Source organism: Mediterraneibacter agrestimuris (assembly GCF_943193195.1).
Classification (GTDB): domain Bacteria; phylum Bacillota; class Clostridia; order Lachnospirales; family Lachnospiraceae; genus Schaedlerella; species Schaedlerella agrestimuris.
Window position 1 is genome coordinate 15,785 of record NZ_CALPDG010000029.1, and the last position, 18,438, is coordinate 34,222.

14 protein-coding genes are annotated in these 18,438 nt (G+C 41.5%); 13 read left to right on the forward strand and 1 reads right to left on the reverse strand.

The annotated features are described in order from the left end of the window. Positions 1–35: 35 nt before the first annotated feature. Positions 36–998 carry a glycosyltransferase family 2 protein gene (locus NFS18_RS13145; RefSeq protein WP_251390857.1) on the reverse strand — a complete coding sequence of 321 codons (963 nt, stop codon included), beginning with the start codon at positions 996–998 and terminating at the stop codon, positions 36–38. A gap of 205 nt (positions 999–1,203) precedes the next feature. Here NFS18_RS13145 and NFS18_RS13150 point away from each other — a divergent pair, with 205 nt between their 5' ends. The 13 genes from NFS18_RS13150 to NFS18_RS13210 all read left to right on the forward strand — a co-directional run bounded on the left by NFS18_RS13150 (position 1,204) and on the right by NFS18_RS13210 (position 18,436). Next, the gene (locus NFS18_RS13150) at positions 1,204–2,607 is read left to right on the forward strand and encodes an undecaprenyl-phosphate glucose phosphotransferase (protein WP_251390859.1); all 1,404 of its coding nucleotides are present in this window, start codon (positions 1,204–1,206) and stop codon (positions 2,605–2,607) included. Between the two features lie 42 nt (positions 2,608–2,649). Further along, complete coding sequence (locus NFS18_RS13155; RefSeq protein ID WP_251390861.1) at positions 2,650–3,594, forward strand: glycosyltransferase family 2 protein; 945 nt, start codon at positions 2,650–2,652, stop codon at positions 3,592–3,594. Positions 3,595–3,669: 75 nt separating this feature from the next. Next, entirely contained in the window at positions 3,670–5,151 is a 1,482-nt protein-coding gene (locus tag NFS18_RS13160; RefSeq protein WP_251390863.1) for an LCP family protein, read from the forward strand. 47 nt (positions 5,152–5,198) lie between these two features. Then, on the forward strand, positions 5,199–6,584 hold the full coding sequence (locus tag NFS18_RS13165; protein WP_251390865.1) for a cohesin domain-containing protein: 1,386 nt from the start codon (positions 5,199–5,201) through the stop codon (positions 6,582–6,584). Between the two features lie 318 nt (positions 6,585–6,902). Then, positions 6,903–8,570 (forward strand): LCP family glycopolymer transferase, encoded by a 1,668-nt coding sequence (locus NFS18_RS13170; RefSeq protein WP_251390868.1) that lies wholly within the window; start codon positions 6,903–6,905, stop codon positions 8,568–8,570. A 73-nt stretch (positions 8,571–8,643) separates the two neighbouring features. Then, entirely contained in the window at positions 8,644–10,542 is a 1,899-nt protein-coding gene (locus NFS18_RS13175) for a polysaccharide biosynthesis protein (protein WP_251390870.1), read from the forward strand. A gap of 101 nt (positions 10,543–10,643) precedes the next feature. Continuing rightward, positions 10,644–11,846, forward strand: coding sequence for a DegT/DnrJ/EryC1/StrS family aminotransferase (locus NFS18_RS13180; RefSeq protein ID WP_251390872.1), 1,203 nt, complete (start codon positions 10,644–10,646; stop codon positions 11,844–11,846). Beyond that, positions 11,836–12,537 carry a sugar transferase gene (locus NFS18_RS13185; protein ID WP_251390874.1) on the forward strand — a complete coding sequence of 234 codons (702 nt, stop codon included), beginning with the start codon at positions 11,836–11,838 and terminating at the stop codon, positions 12,535–12,537. Before NFS18_RS13180 ends, NFS18_RS13185 begins: the two co-directional genes overlap by 11 nt. 69 nt (positions 12,538–12,606) lie before the next feature. Continuing rightward, positions 12,607–13,824 (forward strand): glycosyltransferase family 4 protein, encoded by a 1,218-nt coding sequence (locus NFS18_RS13190; RefSeq protein ID WP_251390876.1) that lies wholly within the window; start codon positions 12,607–12,609, stop codon positions 13,822–13,824. A gap of 72 nt (positions 13,825–13,896) precedes the next feature. Beyond that, positions 13,897–14,970, forward strand: coding sequence for a glycosyltransferase family 2 protein (locus tag NFS18_RS13195; protein WP_251390878.1), 1,074 nt, complete (start codon positions 13,897–13,899; stop codon positions 14,968–14,970). A 6-nt stretch (positions 14,971–14,976) separates the two neighbouring features. Then, positions 14,977–16,332: an O-antigen ligase family protein gene (locus NFS18_RS13200; RefSeq protein ID WP_251390880.1), complete on the forward strand. Its 1,356-nt coding sequence runs from the start codon at positions 14,977–14,979 to the stop codon at positions 16,330–16,332. Further along, complete coding sequence (locus NFS18_RS13205; protein WP_251390881.1) at positions 16,329–17,432, forward strand: glycosyltransferase; 1,104 nt, start codon at positions 16,329–16,331, stop codon at positions 17,430–17,432. The genes NFS18_RS13200 and NFS18_RS13205 overlap by 4 nt, the downstream gene beginning before the upstream one ends. Next, complete coding sequence (locus NFS18_RS13210) at positions 17,426–18,436, forward strand: glycosyltransferase family 2 protein (RefSeq protein WP_251390883.1); 1,011 nt, start codon at positions 17,426–17,428, stop codon at positions 18,434–18,436. The genes NFS18_RS13205 and NFS18_RS13210 overlap by 7 nt, the downstream gene beginning before the upstream one ends. Positions 18,437–18,438: the final 2 nt, after the last annotated feature.

The window sequence follows — 18,438 nt, forward strand, 5'->3', positions numbered from 1 at the left end:
ATGGATACCCAGAGGTCTTTTTTAATGACGACTGCTCAATAAAACCGGCTTATTACATAAGAGAATGTATATCTGATTAATTGCAGTTCGATAAGAATATAATGCGGAAGATTCTGTATGCGGAAGGGGACTTTTCGGCATTCTCTGCATCGCCTTAACCCTTCTTTCAAGCCGGAGACATATTCTTGTCCAAATCCTTTTTTATAGAAGAAAACCGTTTTGACAAGAAAGCCAAGCAGCAGAGGGAATGCATTTATCAGCAGCAGTAATGGAGGCATATTCTTATAAAGCAGCCAAATATTGTTACGTGCAGAAAGTTTCACTTTGAATGTATTGTACTTGGATCCGCTTGTTCCGCTGCCTACATGCTGAACGAGAGCAGTCGGACAGTATGTGTTTTTATAACCTAGGATTCTGGCGCGGAAACCGATATCAATATCTTCAAGATATGCAAAGTGGAGTTCATCAAAATATCCGATTTTTTCAAATACACTGCGCTTATAGATGGCTGCGCCGGCACAGGCGGAAAATACAGAATCTGGTTTGGTATACTGTTTGACAGATTTATTGCTGCCGCGGCAGATGCCCCATCCTAAAATCGTGAAAATATCTCCGGCGCTGTCGATCAGAGACGGTTTGTACATCTGAATCATCTTACTGCTGACAGAAAAGATATGAGGAGATGCTTCGATGGCGCAGATCATTTCTTCAACGTAGTGTTCGTCAACGATGGTATCATTGTTTAACAGGATAACATAAGGTGTTTTGGCACGGCGGATTCCCACATTTACAGCAGTGCTGAATCCATAATTTTCTTTTAATGCAATCAGCTCAATTTCTGGATAGGTTTCTTTCATGTATTCGATTGTTCCGTCGGTGGAATGGTTATCTACTACCAGAATCTGAAAGTCTTTATTCGTCTGACTTTCAAGAGACTCCAGACAAGGTTTCATAAAATGTTTTCCATTATAATTAGGAATAATAATTGTTACTTTCATAGTGCCCTCATTTCTATTTTGAGTTTCATTCATTCTGTTTGCATATAGTATATCAAATATAAATGAATATTTCAAAAAAATTTAAAATGTTACAAAAATATTACTTAAAAATATATGTCTTTTGTATTTCTAGTTGAGATTTTGAATGAAATATAGTATTATAATACGGAAAATAAAGGTGGAATATAAAGGAAGATGTTTATAAATGATAAAGAAAAATCAAAAAATGCTGAACCGGATTCAAGTGCTGTTAGATGCATTTGTACTTGTTTTGGCTTATTTTCTGTCCTGGTATCTCCGATTTGAAAGTGGACTCTTTGTGTTGGATGAATGGTATTACTCCCGTGGGGAATATATGCGTCTGCTCATACTGATTATACCTGAGTATTTGATTTTGTATTACCTGTTTCATTTGTATGTACCGAAACGAGTTCTTGGAAGACGTTTAGAAGCATGGCGTGTTGTTCAGGCCAATGTGATTGGTGTTATGGTTTTGATACTGTTTTTGTATCTGACAAAAAAGTCAGATATATCCAGACAGATGCTATTTATCTTTTTATGTGTTAATATATTTCTGGAAGTACTGGAACGTAATGTTCTGCGTATGATACTGAGGAACATCCGTAGAAATGGATATAATCAAAAGCATATGATTCTGGTAGGCTACAGCCGTGCGGCAGAGCAGTATATCGACCGTATTAAAGCCAATCCGGAGTGGGGCTATAATGTAAGGGGGATTTTGGATGATAATCATCCGGCAGGAACTGAATATAAAGGAATCAAAATCATCGGCACAATTGAAAACCTGCTGACAATCTTACCTCAGAACCGATTAGATGAGATTGCGATTACACTTGGGCTGAATGAATACTATCGGCTGGAAGAAATTGTGTCTATGTGTGAGAAATCTGGAATACACACGAAGTTTATACCAGATTATAATAATATCATCCCCACGAAGCCGTATACAGAGGATATACAAGGGCTTCCGGTAGTTAATATCCGGCATGTTCCATTGATGGATACGCTGAACCGGATGCTAAAAAGAAGCATTGATATTTTCGGCGCATTGTTAGCAATTGTTTTGTTTTCACCGGTGATGCTGTTTGTTGTTATAATTTTGAAATTGACGGACTCAGGGCCGGTTGTGTTTAAACAGGAAAGGATTGGCTGGAAGAACAAGCCGTTCTATATGTACAAGTTTCGTTCTATGATTGTTCAGCAAGAGTGTGACGAGGAGAAAGAATGGACGAAAAAGAACGATCCGAGGGTGACGCCTTTCGGCAGGTTTATGCGTGGGACAAGCATTGATGAACTGCCGCAGTTTTTTAACGTGTTAAAGGGCGATATGAGTCTTGTTGGTCCGAGACCGGAACGGCCGCAGTTTGTAGAGAGCTTTAAAGAAGAGATCCCAAGATACATGGTCAAGCATCAGGTACGTCCGGGAATTACCGGGTGGGCGCAGGTCAATGGATACAGGGGCGATACTTCGATTAAGAAAAGGATTGAGTACGATCTGTATTACATTGAAAACTGGACACCGGGATTTGATTTTAAAATTATCTTTTTGACATTCTTTAAAGGGTTCATTAATAAAAATGCATATTGATTAAAGAAGATAAAGCTTTGAAAAGAGACAGAAAGGGAGCAGATGTTTACAAGACAGAAGAAAGCGGATGTGATTATACCCACATATAAACCAGATGAAACAGTTGTTATGCTGGTGAAGCGATTGCTAAAACAGACATATCCGATTCATGAAATTCATTTGATCAATACAGAAACAGGAGTGTTTCCAGAGGAGTTATATTGTTTAGAAAAGGTGCGGGTTACACACATTCCGAAAACGAAGTTTGATCATGGCGGAACAAGGCATTTTGGAGCAGAGACATCTGGAGCAGATTTCCTGATTTATATGACACAGGATGCAGTCCCGGTGGATGAACGGATGATCGAGAAACTTTTGCAGCCTTTTGAAGATGAAACGGTTGCGATTGCATACGGGAGGCAGATGCCGGCAGCAGACTGTAAATTTATCGAACGATATACAAGGAGTTTTAATTATCCGGAAAAGGGATTTGTGAAATCGGCAGCGGATTTGAAGCAGATGGGAATTAAGACATACTTTTGTTCCGATGTATGTGCGGCATACCGGAAATCTGTTTATGAAGAATTGGGGGGGTTTGAGCGCAGAGCAATTTTTAATGAAGATATGATCATGGCGGCGAGAGTTATACAGACAGGATACCGGGTTGCATATGCGGCAGAAGCCAGAGTAATTCATTCCCATAATTACGGATGGATACAGCAGTTTCAGAGGAATTTTGATCTGGCGGTCTCTCAAAGCGATCATCCAGAGATTTTTGAGGCTGTCAAATCTGAAACAGAAGGTATCCGGCTTGTAAAGGATACTGCAAAATATTTGATAAATAGGGGAAGACCATGGTTGATTCCGTCATTGGTCATTACAAGCGGATTTAAATATTTAGGATACAGGTGTGGGCGGAATTACAAAAAACTGCCCCGCTGGATGATCAGGAGATGTACAATGAATCCGGGATACTGGTTAACAGTTACAGATGTGAAAGAAGATTGATGATTGATGTTCGAGACAAAATATTGTATAATAATATGCAGTTTTGTTGAAAGTAAACAGTGGAGATGAAAGATTATGGCAAATAAAAGACGATCTTCTGGTCGAGAGACAGAATTGAAAAGAAAGGAAGCAAAGCGCAGCGCGTCGAGTGGAAAGCGTTCTACGGAGAATCGTGGGAGAGCACCGGGAAAAGGAAGAAATAACGCATCTGGCAGGAAGAGAAGAAGAAAAGGTATGTCGGCTGGAAGCAAGGCGGCAATTGCTTTCTGCGTCATTCTTCTGGTTTTTGTGCTTGCAGCCATTGGTGTGATGGCAAGTAAGCTGAGCAAGCTGAATACGGATCATATTGATACGGATAATCTGAGCATTTCGGACGAGTTGGAGATGGATCAGACAGGCTATCTCAATGTAGCTCTCTTCGGATTAGATACAAGAGAGAAGAATGAGGATTTATCAGGAGTATCGCGAAGTGATACAATTATGATCGCAAGTCTGAACCGTGAGACCAAAGAGGTCAAGCTTGCATCTGTATACAGGGATACATTGTTGCAGATGACGGATGTAAAAGTCAAAGAAGGTGAATACTACAATTATTCAGATGTAGATCTACAGAAAGCAAATGCAGCGTACGCGTTTGGCGAGGAAGAAGAAGCTATCTCCATGCTGAACAGGAATCTGGATCTGGATATTCAAAAATATGTTACAGTAGATTTCTCAGCATTGGTTGATGTAATCAATGCACTGGGCGGTGTTGAAATTGATGTTACTGAGGAAGAGGTTGATTTTATCAACGGGTATGGAACCGAAGTTGCCGCTGAGACGGGCGTGATTACAGATTATGTATATAACGCAGGTCTTCAGGTGTTGGACGGAGTTCAGGCAACTTCTTACTGCCGTATCCGCCAGACATTGGGGGATGATTTTAAGCGTGCAGAGAGACAGCGTACGGTATTGACAAAGGTGGCGGAAAAAGCACAGACAGCTGATATCGCAACGTTGAATAAGATTGTTGACAAGGTATTCCCGAAGCTGAAGACCAACTTCACATTGACTGAAATTCTGGCATATGCCAAGGATGTGAAGAAGTACAAGCTGGGCGAAACACTTGGATTTCCGATGGAAAAGGATACGATGTCCTATCCGGGGCAGGGAGACTCTGTTATACCGGTCACATTGGAAGGGAATGTTATTGAACTTCACAAATATCTGTTTGGTGCAGAAGAGAGTTATACCCCGACTTCTACGGTTCAAACAATCAGTGAGATAATCGTAGATCAGACTGGATTTGCAGGAAACGATACGGAAATATATACAGATGTGGGTTCAGCAGGTACTAGCACATATACTGGCACAGAGGACTATTATAACGGTAATACTGCCGGAAATGGCTATGAGGGAGATATGGGCGCTGTGAATAGCGGCTATGAAACAGGAAACAGTACTGGAAGCAATGACGGTATGGATTCACAGTGGAACGGAACAGATACAACAGGCGGTAATGATACGTGGAACGATTCGGGAGTGTACGGTGACGGCAGCGGGGAATCTGGATATTAATTACGGATGCACAGCAGCATGAGAAAACATACAAGAAGAGGTCTAATATGAATAAAATAGTAAAAAAACTGAAAACGATCAGTCTGATGATATGCGCAGTGTTGTTTATACCGGCAATCGTGAGCTATGCAGCGGAGGGAACAATTGCGTTTTCTGATCCAACTGGAAAAGTTGGAGAGGAGATACTGGTTAAAGTGAAGATGGAGGCCGGAGGATCTGCGATCGGAGACGGACAGGCAACCATCTCATATGATAGTACAAAGCTAGAGTTTGTCAACGGAACCAATGCAACAGGGGGAAATGGAACAATAGAATTATCTGCATCAGGGACGGGGACAGAAACAGAACTGGCATTTGAACTGAATTTTAAGGCGCTGGCAGAGGGAAGTACAAACATTGAAGTGACAAGTTCTACTGCTTATTTGTTTTCAGATGAAACGCTCAATCTGACACCAGGGACTGGAGTGGTCACGATTGAAGGAGCAGACGGAACAACAGCAGCAGGAACAGATTCTGAGACCGGGAAATCAGGAGAACGGCAGGTAAGTGAGGCAAATGTGGAAGTCCTCGGTACAATGTACGGAATTTATGAAAATTTCACAGAAGCTTTGATACCGGAAGGATTTTCAAAAACAACAATCAATTATAACGGCGGAGAACACAATGCAATTATACAGGACGTATCCGGTGAAATTATGGTTTACCTGATTGCGGGGGAAAATGATCCGGTAATGGCTGTATATAATGAAGAAAAGAGCAGCTTTGTGATAGCTGAGCAGATAGGAATCAGCGATGAATTTTTTGTGTTTGTCTTAAGTGAAGGTGATGCGAGCACTTTACCGGAACAGTTTCAGGAGGCAAATATCGAAATCAACGGGACCAATTTTCCAGCATGGCAGAATATGAATGCCAAGGAATATTATCTTGTGTATGCGTTGAGCAGCGGAGGAACAAAAGGGTATTATGAGTATGATTCGATAGAAGGGACATATCAGAGATATGTGTTTGAGTCGATGGAGAAAGCGGAAAAGACAAAGGAGGACAGTCCCGTACTTGCTAAGGTAAAAGAGCTGGTTGACCATTATTTCCTGATTATGGCAGCAGTCATAGCAGCACTTTTATTGATTCTGTTTATTGTCATTATTGTATTGACAGTGAAATTGAGCCGCAGAAATGCTGAGCTGGATAGTTTTTATGATGATTATGATGACGATGATGAATCGGGTGAAGAATTCTCTGATGATGATTATGAAGATGACGATGGCTATGACAATGATGAGTACGAAGACAACTATGATGATGAGTACGATGATGACTATGACGATGATGAGTATGAAGACGACTATGATGATGATGAGTACGAAGACGACTATGACGATGATGACGATGATGACCGAAAACAGAAGTATGATGTTGACTTCATAGATCTCTGATGGTTATGATTTTTGTGGAATAAGTAGAATAGAAGATATAAAACACCCCGAAAAGAAAATAATGGGGTGTTTTATTAATATTATGGTATTGTACGGAATAGATATCACATGTTGTATTAAAAATTATGGATGGACGAATAGATTTGACATTGTGATATGATAAAAATAAGGAATATATTGCCAAATTTTACAAAATTGTTGCAAAAATTGTTTAAGTGATTGCGGAAAATGTTAAAAAATGATATTATATAAAACTGATATAATTCAAGTGAATATTAATGTAAATGATTTTGGGGAAAATTACGAAAGGATATGTTTATGGCTGAGAATAGGAATAGACAAAATCGAAACAATAAAAAACAAGCTACAACAAAAAGAGAAAGTCAGAGCAATCGTCCTATGACGAAAGGAGAACAACAACGGCGGCAAAGTAAAACACAGGAACGCAGAAAGCAAGCAGCTAGCGGTAATCCTGCCAAGACCGTACATGGTGCTTCAAAATCTACAGCGAAGAAGAGGAGTAAAAATCAGCTTAGCAGAAATATTGGCATGGCATTGGCAGGTATTCAGCTCGTAATCTCCTTGATTTTTATGCTGTCGCTGTTTGTACTGAATATGCTTCCGATGAAGTATTTGGGGACAGTGGCGCTGCTTCTTTTCATTGTATTTCTGGCAGTGCTGTTCAGTCAGCTGCTGTCAAAGAAAAAAGGAATTACGGGTAAAGCGATCAGTGTGTTGATGTCTATTGTACTGGCAGTTGGTTCTTTTTATATCTTTAAGACAAACAATACTGTACAGGCAATCAGCAATGGCGGTGTTAAATTAGATAAAATGGTTGTTGCTGTTCTTGCAGATGATCCGGCAGAGACGATACAGGATGCAGCAGATTACATCTTCGGCGTGCAATATGCAATGAGAGGCGATGATGTGCGTGAAACAGTTGAAGCCATTAATACAGAGCTTGGAAATGAGATTACGACAACAGAGTATAAGAGTGTACAGGCACAGGCGGCTGCTCTCCACAATGGTGATGTGCAGGCGATTATATATAATGAAGCATACCTTAGTATTCTGGAAGAAGAGTTTGGCGACTTTAGCAGCAATGTAAAAATAATCTACACACATAACATTGAAAGCAAAGTGGAGAATAAGGCGGCAGAAGTGAAAGTTGAGGATGACAGTTTTACTGTATACATCAGTGGTATTGACGTCTATGGCGCAATTGAGACTAACAGCCGAAGTGATGTGAATATTATGGCAGTAGTGAATCCGACTTCACATCAGATTCTGCTTGTGACAACGCCGAGAGATTTCTATGTAGAAATACCGGGTATTTCCGGAGGGGCAAAAGATAAGCTGACTCATGCGGGAATCTATGGTGTAGATGCGTCAATGTCTACATTGGGCGCATTGTATGACACAGACATTGATTTTTATGCGCGTGTGAACTTTACATCGCTTGTCACAATGATTGATGCGCTGGGCGGAGTGGAAGTCAATTCCGAGCAGTCATTTACAACAAGCTATGATTCGGGGCTGGTAATGGATGTAGTGCAGGGCGTGAACCATTTCAACGGACAACAGGCGCTGGCATTCTCCAGAGAGCGTCAGAATGTGGACGGCGGCGATTTCCAGCGAGGAAAGAATCAGCAGGCGGTAATCACTGCTATGATTAAAAAGGCCGTATCACCGGCAATCCTGATGGGGGCAAACGGTATATTGGAAAGCGTCAGCGGCAATGTGGATACAAATATGAGCCATGAACAGATCCAGACGTTGATCAGGAGTCAGTTGTCAAATCCTGCGGCATGGAACATCAAATCTATGGCGGCAGAAGGAACAGGGGATGAGCAGTACTGCTATTCTTCAGGGGAAACGCTTCTGTATGTAACGCAGCCGGATATGAACTCCATCACGGCAATTCAGCAAGCTATTGACGCGGTAGAAGCAGGAGAAGTGTTCCAAGATTCAGAAGTAGCGCAGTAAGCAGGAAAGAAAGCCCGGAACATATTTAAATCAGGACATTACCTAAAATATACAGAATACAGAGGGAAAATAGATGAAAGAGTTGAAAAGAAAGTGGAAGGAAAAAATAGATTTATCTGTTACGTACAAATACTTTCTTGTGGTATTAGATGCAGTTTTTATTAACCTAAGTTCCTTTCTGGCACTCTGGCTTCGGTTTAATATGCATATTTCAGAAATCGAATCGTGGTATATGGAGTCGGTATTAGATGTGGCAGTATGGAATACAATAATTACACTGGCAATATTTGCGGTCTTGAAGCTATACAGCAGCCTGTGGAGGTTTGCAAGCATTAAAGAACTGGTTTATGTAATTGAGGGATGTGCAGGTTCGGTACTGGTCAATATTTTCCTGTACTTCTTCACTTATAAGCCGATTTACAGAAGCTACTTTATACTGTATGGCGCCGGACTGTTCATTCTGACTTGCATCAGCCGTTTTTCTTATCGTCTGGTACGCCTTTTGTACCGCAGCCATATTCATGGAGGTCATGTGCGTAATACGATGATTATCGGGGCCGGTGAAGCCTGCAATGTGGTCATGAAAGAGCTGGAACTGAGTACAGAGCTGGATTCCCGTATCTGTGCGATTATTGATGATAATCCGAGAAAGTACGGCACCTACATTCATGGAGTGAAGGTCATGGGCGGCAGAGACCAGATTGTACCCGTTGCGAATAAATATGGAGTCAATGAAATTATTGTTGCAATTCCAAGTGCGGATAAGAGAGAACAGAGGAAGATTTTGAAAATCTGTCAGCAGGTGCCGAGATGTGAGTTGAAGATTCTTCCGGGTGTGTACCAATTGGTAAACGGAGAGGTGAGTGTGTCAAAGCTTCGTAATGTGGAAATTGAAGATCTGCTGGGCAGAGACCCGATCCAGATTACAACAGAAAAGATTGGAAGATATGTATCGGATAAGGTCGTGCTCGTTACAGGCGGAGGCGGAAGCATCGGGAGTGAATTGTGCCGTCAGATTGCGGCAAACGGTGTGCGCCAGCTCATTATCTTTGATATATATGAGAACAATGCATATGACATTCAGCAGGAATTGAAGAGGACTTATCCAAATCTGGATTTAGTCGTGCTGATCGGTTCTGTACGTAATGGACGTAAAGTTAACAGTGTGTTTGAGAAATATCAACCCGATATCGTTTATCACGCGGCTGCGCATAAGCATGTACCTCTTATGGAAGACAGTCCGAATGAGGCGATTAAGAATAATGTATTCGGAACCTATAAGGTGGCACTGGCAGCAGATAAGTATGGAACAAGTAAGTTTGTGCTTATTTCTACAGATAAGGCAGTCAATCCAACGAATATCATGGGCGCTTCCAAACGAATGTGCGAGATGATCATTCAACTCTTTAGCAGCCGTTCTAAGACAGAGTATGTGGCTGTTCGTTTTGGAAATGTGCTGGGAAGCAACGGTAGTGTGATTCCGCTGTTCAAGAAACAGATTGAGGAAGGAGGACCGGTGACTGTGACCCATCCGGATATCATTCGTTATTTTATGACGATCCCCGAGGCGGTTTCACTGGTCCTTCAGGCGGGAGCCAGTGCAAAGGGCGGAGAAATTTTCGTGCTGGATATGGGACAGCCTGTAAAGATTGCCGATCTTGCCAAGAACCTGATCCGTCTGTCGGGATACAAGGAAGGCGTAGAAATTGAAATTAAGTATACCGGACTTCGTCCGGGTGAGAAGCTCTATGAAGAGCTTTTGATGGATGAGGAAGGACTTCAGAATACAGAGAATGAATTGATTCATATCGGTAAACCAATTGACTTTGATGAAGACGAATTTCTCAAAGATTTGGAAGAGTTGTATCAGGCAGCCTATGCTGAGACAGATCATATGAAAACGATTATAAATAAAATCGTCCCAACCTACCACTTGCGGCAGGCAGATGTGATTCGCGACCAGAAGATATAGGAAGGCTGGAAACAGACATTTTCAGATGCAAGCTCTAATCTTCCGGATGCGTTTTTGAACAGGGGAGTGGCAGATATGGATGTGAAAGGAAATAAAGAACAATGAAAGTACCATTTTCACCGCCGGATATTACAGAAGAAGAAATCAATGAGGTTGCTGAAGCGCTCAGAAGCGGATGGATTACAACGGGACCAAGGACCAAGGAATTCGAGCGTCAGATCGCTGAATACTGTGGAACGGAAAAAGCGGTTTGCCTGAACTCTGCAACGGCATGTCTGGAACAGTCTCTGCGTGTTATGGGAATCGGCGCCGGAGACGAAGTTATAACAACAGCATACACTTACACTGCGACTTGCAGCTGCATTTGCCATGTGGGTGCGACACCTGTACTGGTGGATACGCTGCCGGGCACATTTGAGATGGATCCGCAGCAGGTCAGGAATGCTGTTACAGAGAAAACAAAAGCAATTATCTGTGTAGATCTGGCAGGAATCATCTATAGTAAGTATGATGAAATTTTTCAAATTGCGGAAGAAAAGAAAGTATTGTTCCATCCGTCAAATGAACGTCAGCAGGCATTAGGCAGAATCATGGTGATGTCAGATGCCGCGCATGCATTCGGTGCAAAGCAGAATGGAAAAATATGCGGACAGATTGCAGATTTCACCTGTTTTTCTTTCCATGCAGTGAAGAATCTGACAACTGCAGAGGGCGGCGCGGCTGTCTGGTCAAAAACAGTTACTGAATCTGGAATAGACAGCGAAAAGTTATATAGAGATTATATGCTTTTATCCTTGCACGGACAGTCAAAGGATGCCCTGGCGAAGACTCAGGCGGGAGCGTGGGAGTACGATATTACAGATCCTTATTATAAATGTAATATGACGGATATTATGGCTGCTATCGGTCTGGTACAGTTGAAGCGTTATCCAGAAATTCTGGAAAAAAGAAGAAAAATCATTGGAAAATATGATTGGGCTTTGAAAGATCTGCCTGTTGAAGTGCTTACACATTATGATGGGCAGAACATTTCCAGCGGACACCTCTACATGGTACGTCTAACCGGAAAGACACGGGAGGAGTGCAATGCAGTCATTGAGAGGCTGGCGAAGAAGGATATTGCTTCTAATGTACATTATAAGCCGCTGCCATTACTTACAGCATATAAAAATAGGGGATTTGATATACAAAATTATCCGAACGCATATAGGCAGTTTGCAAATGAGATTACACTGCCGCTTCATACCTGCTTAAGCAATGAGCAGATAGAGTATGTGATTAAGGAGTTTAAAGATGCATTATAAACAGTGGAATGAACTGCCAGTGCAGTTTCAAAATGAGAAAATAAAACCTTATTATCAGATGTTAAGCAAGCACAAAACCAGTATCCGCATAAAACGGATACTGGATTTTGTGCTTGCTTTTTGTCTGACGGCCGTACTCTCTCCGGTGATGCTGATACTTGCCGTCTGTATCAAAATCGACAGCAGAGGTCCGGTGTTTTATCGTCAGGAAAGAGTCACACAGTATGGGAAAATGTACCGCATTTTTAAGTTTCGTACCATGGTCGCAGATGCAGACAAAAGAGGTCCGGCAATCACTCAGAGCGGAGACAGACGTATTACGAGAATGGGGAATGTCCTGCGTAAATGCCGTCTGGATGAACTGCCGCAATTATTTAATGTATTGACCGGTGACATGAGCTTTGTAGGAACCAGACCAGAAGTAAAGAAGTACGTGGATGCTTATACTGATGAGATGACAGCAACATTATTATTGCCGGCAGGAATTACTTCTAGAACAAGTATAGTTTATAAAGATGAAGATGAAGTGATGGAGAAATATCTGAAAGAGACCGGAGAGAGCGTGGATGAAGTCTATATCCGCTATGTTCTTCCCGAAAAAATGAAATACAACCTTCAATACCTGAAAAAATTTAGTGTGTTAGGAGATTTGAAGATTATGATTGATACGGTGCTTGCTGTGATACACTAGATGATATAAGACAGAGCCGTCAAGTGATACTGAGATAAAAGATATCGACAGATACCGAGAGGAGCAGATATGAAGAAGATAGCTGTAGTTACAATGGGAGTCCGGTTAAATGACGAACCAGGATATACTAGATTTCGTTATATATGTGAATTTCTGACAGATGCGGGATATGAGGTGGATTTGATAACAACTACGTTCCAGCACTGGGAAAAAGAACAGCGTAATATTGCAAAAATCAAACAAGAGGACTACAAATTTAATATCAAATTCATTTATGAACCGGGATATAAGAAAAATGTGGATTTGAAACGAATCCGCAGTCATCGGATTGCGGCGAAGAATCTGCGTACCCTGTTGGAAAAAGAAGGAAATTATGATTTGGTCTATGCTGAGATTCCCCCAAATGACGTGGCTCTTGCAGCGGCAGAGTATGCCAAAGAAAAGGGGATTCCTTTTGTAGCAGACGTCAATGACCTGTGGCCGGAAGCAATGAGGATGGTATTGGATATTCCGGTGGTCAGCGATATTCTATTCTATCCGCTTCAGAGAGACGCAGAAAAAGTATACCGTCTTGTTTCCGGTGTCATCGGAACTTCTGATGAATACCGAGACCGACCATTTCGGAATCAGCAGCGGAATATCCCGAAACGGACCGTTTATGTAGGTAATGAATTGTCGGTATTCGATGAAGGAGCAGAGAAAAATCAGGAAGAAGTCTTTAAAGGTGAAGATGAGTTTTGGGTAACTTATGCCGGAACGATCGGAACAAGCTATGACATCAAAACCATGGTGCTGGCGGCTGAAGAGCTTGCTAACAGAGGAATGCCAAATATCAGAATTAAGATACTGGGTGGTGGTCCAATGAAAGAGGAACTGCGCAGTATGGCAGATGTAAAGCAGATTTTTAATGTTGAATTTGTCGGATATGCACCATATGAAAAGATGGCAGCTTACCTGAAAAAATCTGATGTGCTTGTAAACTCTTTTGTGAAAAAAGCGCCTCAGAGTATTGTGACTAAGATCGGAGATTATCTGGCAGCAGGCAGGCCTATGATCAATACATGTATGAGTCCGGAGTTCCGTGCCAAAGTAGAACATGACGGATTCGGAGTCAATATTATGCCGGAGGATGTGAAAATTCTTGCGGATGCAATCGAAGATTTTTATGAGGATCCGGAAAAGTGTAAAGAAATGGGTGAAAAGGCCCGGAAAATTGCGGAACAACAGTTTGACAGACCGCATTCTTATAGGAAGATAGAAGAATTGATTCAGGAACTGCTGAAATAACAGAAAGAAAGCAACAGTTCAGCCTTTGGCTGAACTGCTACAAGAAATTAGGAAATACAGAGGACAAGTAAAGTGAAAGAACAGCCTTTTTTCAGTATTGTAATGCCGGTTTACGGAGTGGAAGCGTATATAGAACATGCAATTCTAAGCATTATGAAACAAACATATCAAGATTGGGAGATTGTTATCGTGAATGACTGTTCTCCAGATACAAGTGTAAAAATTGCAGAACAGATGGCAGGGAAGGACAACAGGATCCGGATCATACATCATGAAAAGAACCAAGGACTGAGCGCTGCGCGAAATACCGGAATCCGGGAAGCAGCAGGAAAGTATGTATGGTTTATGGATCCGGATGATTATGTAGATGCCGATGTATTGGAGAAAGTGAAAACATCTTTGAATAAGAATCCGGCAGAAGTTGTGATGTTTGGATTGATTGAAGAATACTACGATCAAAATGGAGAACTGGATTATACTCATGCCATCCGTCCTATAGAACAACTGTATGACAATCAGGAGGAATTACGGAATGCAGTAATTCATTATGAGCAGGAAACATTATATGGATATGCGTGGAATAAAATCTACAGTTTGCAGTATTTGAAGGAAAATCACTTTTTGTACCAGAATGTCAAACTGATAGAAGATATTGAATTCAATATCAGGTTCTTTATGGATATCAGACGGCTGAATGTGCTGGGAATCACACCATACCATTATGCAAAACGTTTGAGCGCGAATCTGACCAATAAGTTTGTGCCGGAATATTTTGAGGTACACAGGCGCAGAATTGAATTATTGTATGAACAGCATAAATACTGGAATCTGTGTACAGAAGAAGTGAGGCAGACACTGGGAAGTCTGTATGGACGTTATATAGTTTCTGCATTAGAGCGAAACTGTGATAAACGTTCTGGAATGTCTCATACACGGCGCTATCGGTGGTGCAGAGCTGTGTTTTGTGATGGGTTATTTGAAGATTTGATTCCGTCTGCACGGGCAAAGGACAGTAAAGTGCTGTCAATCGCATTGGTTCTTCTCCGATGGAAAAAAACGATGCTGTGTCTGATGATGGGGAGAGGAATTCATGTAATCCGGGGCGGAATGCCAATGCTATATTCTAAGGTAAAGTCAGGAAGGTAGAGGAAAGTGGATCAGTTAAAAAGATGCTTGTTTGGATTTAAGATGATATATTTGATGTATCTGCTTCTTGCATTCAATGCATTTGTGAACGGAATGTCATGGATGAATCTGGCTGCTTATGGAATTACAGCCGGGGGAGGAATTTTGTGCATCTGGATATTCCTGCGATGGAAAAGGTATAAGAAAGCAGTAGGCATTGTTTTATTGGAATTGTTTGCACTAAGTTATGCTGTCAGTGCAGTTACTCATATTTCTTATGCTGGGATAGCGGAAAATGCCAAAGGTTTTATTTGGCTGGTGCTTCCAAGTATAGTGTTGTATGCTTCAGCGTTTGATATGAGCGGGGAAGAAATGCACAAAGAATTAACAAGTCTTGCCAGTCTGTATATTGTGTACTGTACTGCGGCAGATGCTATCAGTCTGAGTATGCTTGCATGGGGATGGAAGTATGATTATACAGATCCGGCAGGGACAATCCATTCTATCGGTTATCGATGGGGACGGCTGTGGGGAATTTATGACGACCCAAACCATGGGGCAACAATTAGTGCAATCGCAGTCTTATTATTGATTTATTTGTTTGGAAAGACAAGGAAGTTGTGGCAGAAAATACTGCTTGTTATTTGCGGTATTATCCAGTATGCTTATATCGCCCTCTCTGATTCCAGAACGGGTATGTTGTGTCTTGTAACAGGGCTGGTGCTTTATACAATTTTGCAGATCGTGAGAGACAGGCGCACAGCCGGGAAAAGGATACTGATTTTAACTGTAACAGCCGCAGTAATATTTGCAGGGGATGTGGCGTTGAAAGCAGCATATGCACCGGTAGATGCAATGATGAGAAAGAGAGAGGCACAAAATATTTCATCATCGGTCAATAACGGGCGAAAACAGAAGCTAAAACAAGATTATAGTAACGGCAGAATGGAATTGTGGGGCAGCGGATTGGAGATTATGGAATCTTCTCCTGTAATCGGAGTAGGGTATCGAAATATGAGCGGATATGCACAGCAGCATTTTCCTGATTCCTATATGGTAAAAAATGCAGCCAGAATCCGTTATGATTCCATGCACAATCTAGAGATGGATGTGCTGGTAAGTCAGGGAATTGCAGGTATGATAATTTTTCTGGCATTGTTGATACATATGCTTTGGAAAATCATACGAAGAGCTTCAGTATTGCAGAACGCAGATGATCATTTTATTGCAGTTATGCTTTCAGCAGCGTTGGCGTTGGGGGTGGCTTCTACATTTTTATCCTTTATTTTTTATGTCAATGCGCCGCAGAGTTTCTGCTTCTGGCTTTTCCTGGGATATGGGATGCATGCGCTGACGAAAGAAAAGGAGGCGCCAAATCTATGAAACGGATATTGGCAGGTTTTATAGGCGATGGAAAAGCAGGCGGTGTTGATCGGTATCTGCTGAATTTTCTGGAAGCTGTTCATGGAGAGAATATACAAATTGATTTTTTGACAAATGAAGTCAGTCAAGAATTGGAAAATAATTTGAAACAGTATGGCTCAAAACTGTATGCAGTCACAACACTTAAGCATCCGATCAGGCAATACAGGCAGGTATGTGCTGTAATGAAGAAAAATACGTATGATATGGTGTATTTAAATCTCTCTACTGCAATCGAATGTATTGCAGCGTTTGCGGCAAAAAAGATGAAGGTGCCGGAGAGGGCGCTGCACAGTCATTCCAGTGGAAATGACAGGCAGAGTGCACTGTCCAGGATGATTTATAATTTTATTCATAGAATCTGCCGCTTGTTTCTCTACAAAGCAGGAACTGTTTATTATGCATGTTCTGTCAAAGCAGGAGAGTGGCTGTATCCAAAAAAAATTGTACATTCCGATAAATTTGAAGTAATCTACAATGCTGTGGACAGAAGCCGGTTCTGCTATCAGCCGGACATCCGGCTTAAAATGAGGGAAGAACTAGAGCTGGAAGAAAACTATGTTATCGGACATGTAGGAAACTTCTGCTATCCTAAAAATTGCCGGTTTCTGATAGAAGTATTTGAACAGATTCACTTGTTAGATAAACAAACTGTACTTTTGCTCATTGGAACTGGTGTAGAATTTGAAGAAATAAAGCAGCTTGTCAGCGATAAAAATCTTCAGGATTCTGTGCGGTTTCTGGGCTGGAGAAACGATACGGGGCGGCTTTACCAGGCAATGGATACATTTCTGCTTCCATCCAGATTTGAGGGACTGCCGATCGTAGGTGTGGAGGCCCAGTATACCGGATTACAGTGTGTGTTCAGCAGTGAAGTGACGAAAGAGACACAGATACAGAAGGAATGTTATTTTCTTGATTTGGAACGAGGACCTAAAAAATGGGCGGAATTTATATTAAAACATAAAAAATATGACAGAGAACAGGTTCAGTTCTTGAAAGAAGCAAAGAACTATGATCTGGAAAAGCAGATCAGCCAGTTGAGGAGGATTGTATGCTGACAGTAACGGTTGTTGTTGCCGTATATAATATTGAAAAATATATAGAGAAATGTATTCAAAGTATTATTAGACAGACATGGAAAGAGATGGAAATTCTGCTTGTAGACGATGGTTCAACAGATGAGAGCGGAAATATCTGTGACCGTTATGCAAAAGCAGATGACAGGATCCGGGTGATCCATAAGATCAACGGCGGTCTTTCTGATGTCCGCAATGTGGGACTGGAAGAAGCTTCCGGAACATACCTGCTCTATGTGGACGGTGATGATTATATTGCGCCGGAATGTGTGGAAAAAGCAGTCGAATGTGCAAAACATCATGAAGCAGAGGTTGTGATTTTTGATTATCAGGAAATTGAAGAATCGACCGGACGGAGAGAACGCTGGAGCATGGAGATTCCACGGGAAAAGAAACTGACGGTAAAAGAATGCCCGTCTCTTTTGATTGCAACACCCTGTGCATGGAATAAGCTGTATCGGAAATCAGTCTGGGACAGATGCGGGCTTCGGTATCCGGTGGGGCGGGTTTACGAGGATCTGACAATCACACCGCAGCTTTTACTGAATGCAGAAAGCATTGTTTATATGGATAGTAAACCACTATATCATTACATTTTGCGGGAAGGCTCAATTATGCGAAGCCAGAATTTTAAGAAGAGTCTGTATAACAGAAAAGCGGCTCTGGAAGATGTGATGGCGTATTTTAAAGAAAAAAAAGCATTTGATACCTTTAAAAATGAACTGGAATACCTGATGTTTGAACAAGTGTACTTTGTACCAACCAAAGAAGTCATTTATTATGATGCACAGAGTGAATATAGGGATCAATTCCGGCAGTATGTATTCAGAGTATTTCCGCAGGCAGATAAAAATCCATATGTCAGAAAGTGGCTGTCAAAGAAAGATAAGATTCTGCTGTCTTTGATGAAAAGAAGAATGTATTGGGGGATTACGTGGTTATCTGCGATAAGAAAACGAGTGGATTTGCTGCGTAACAGAAAGTAAGG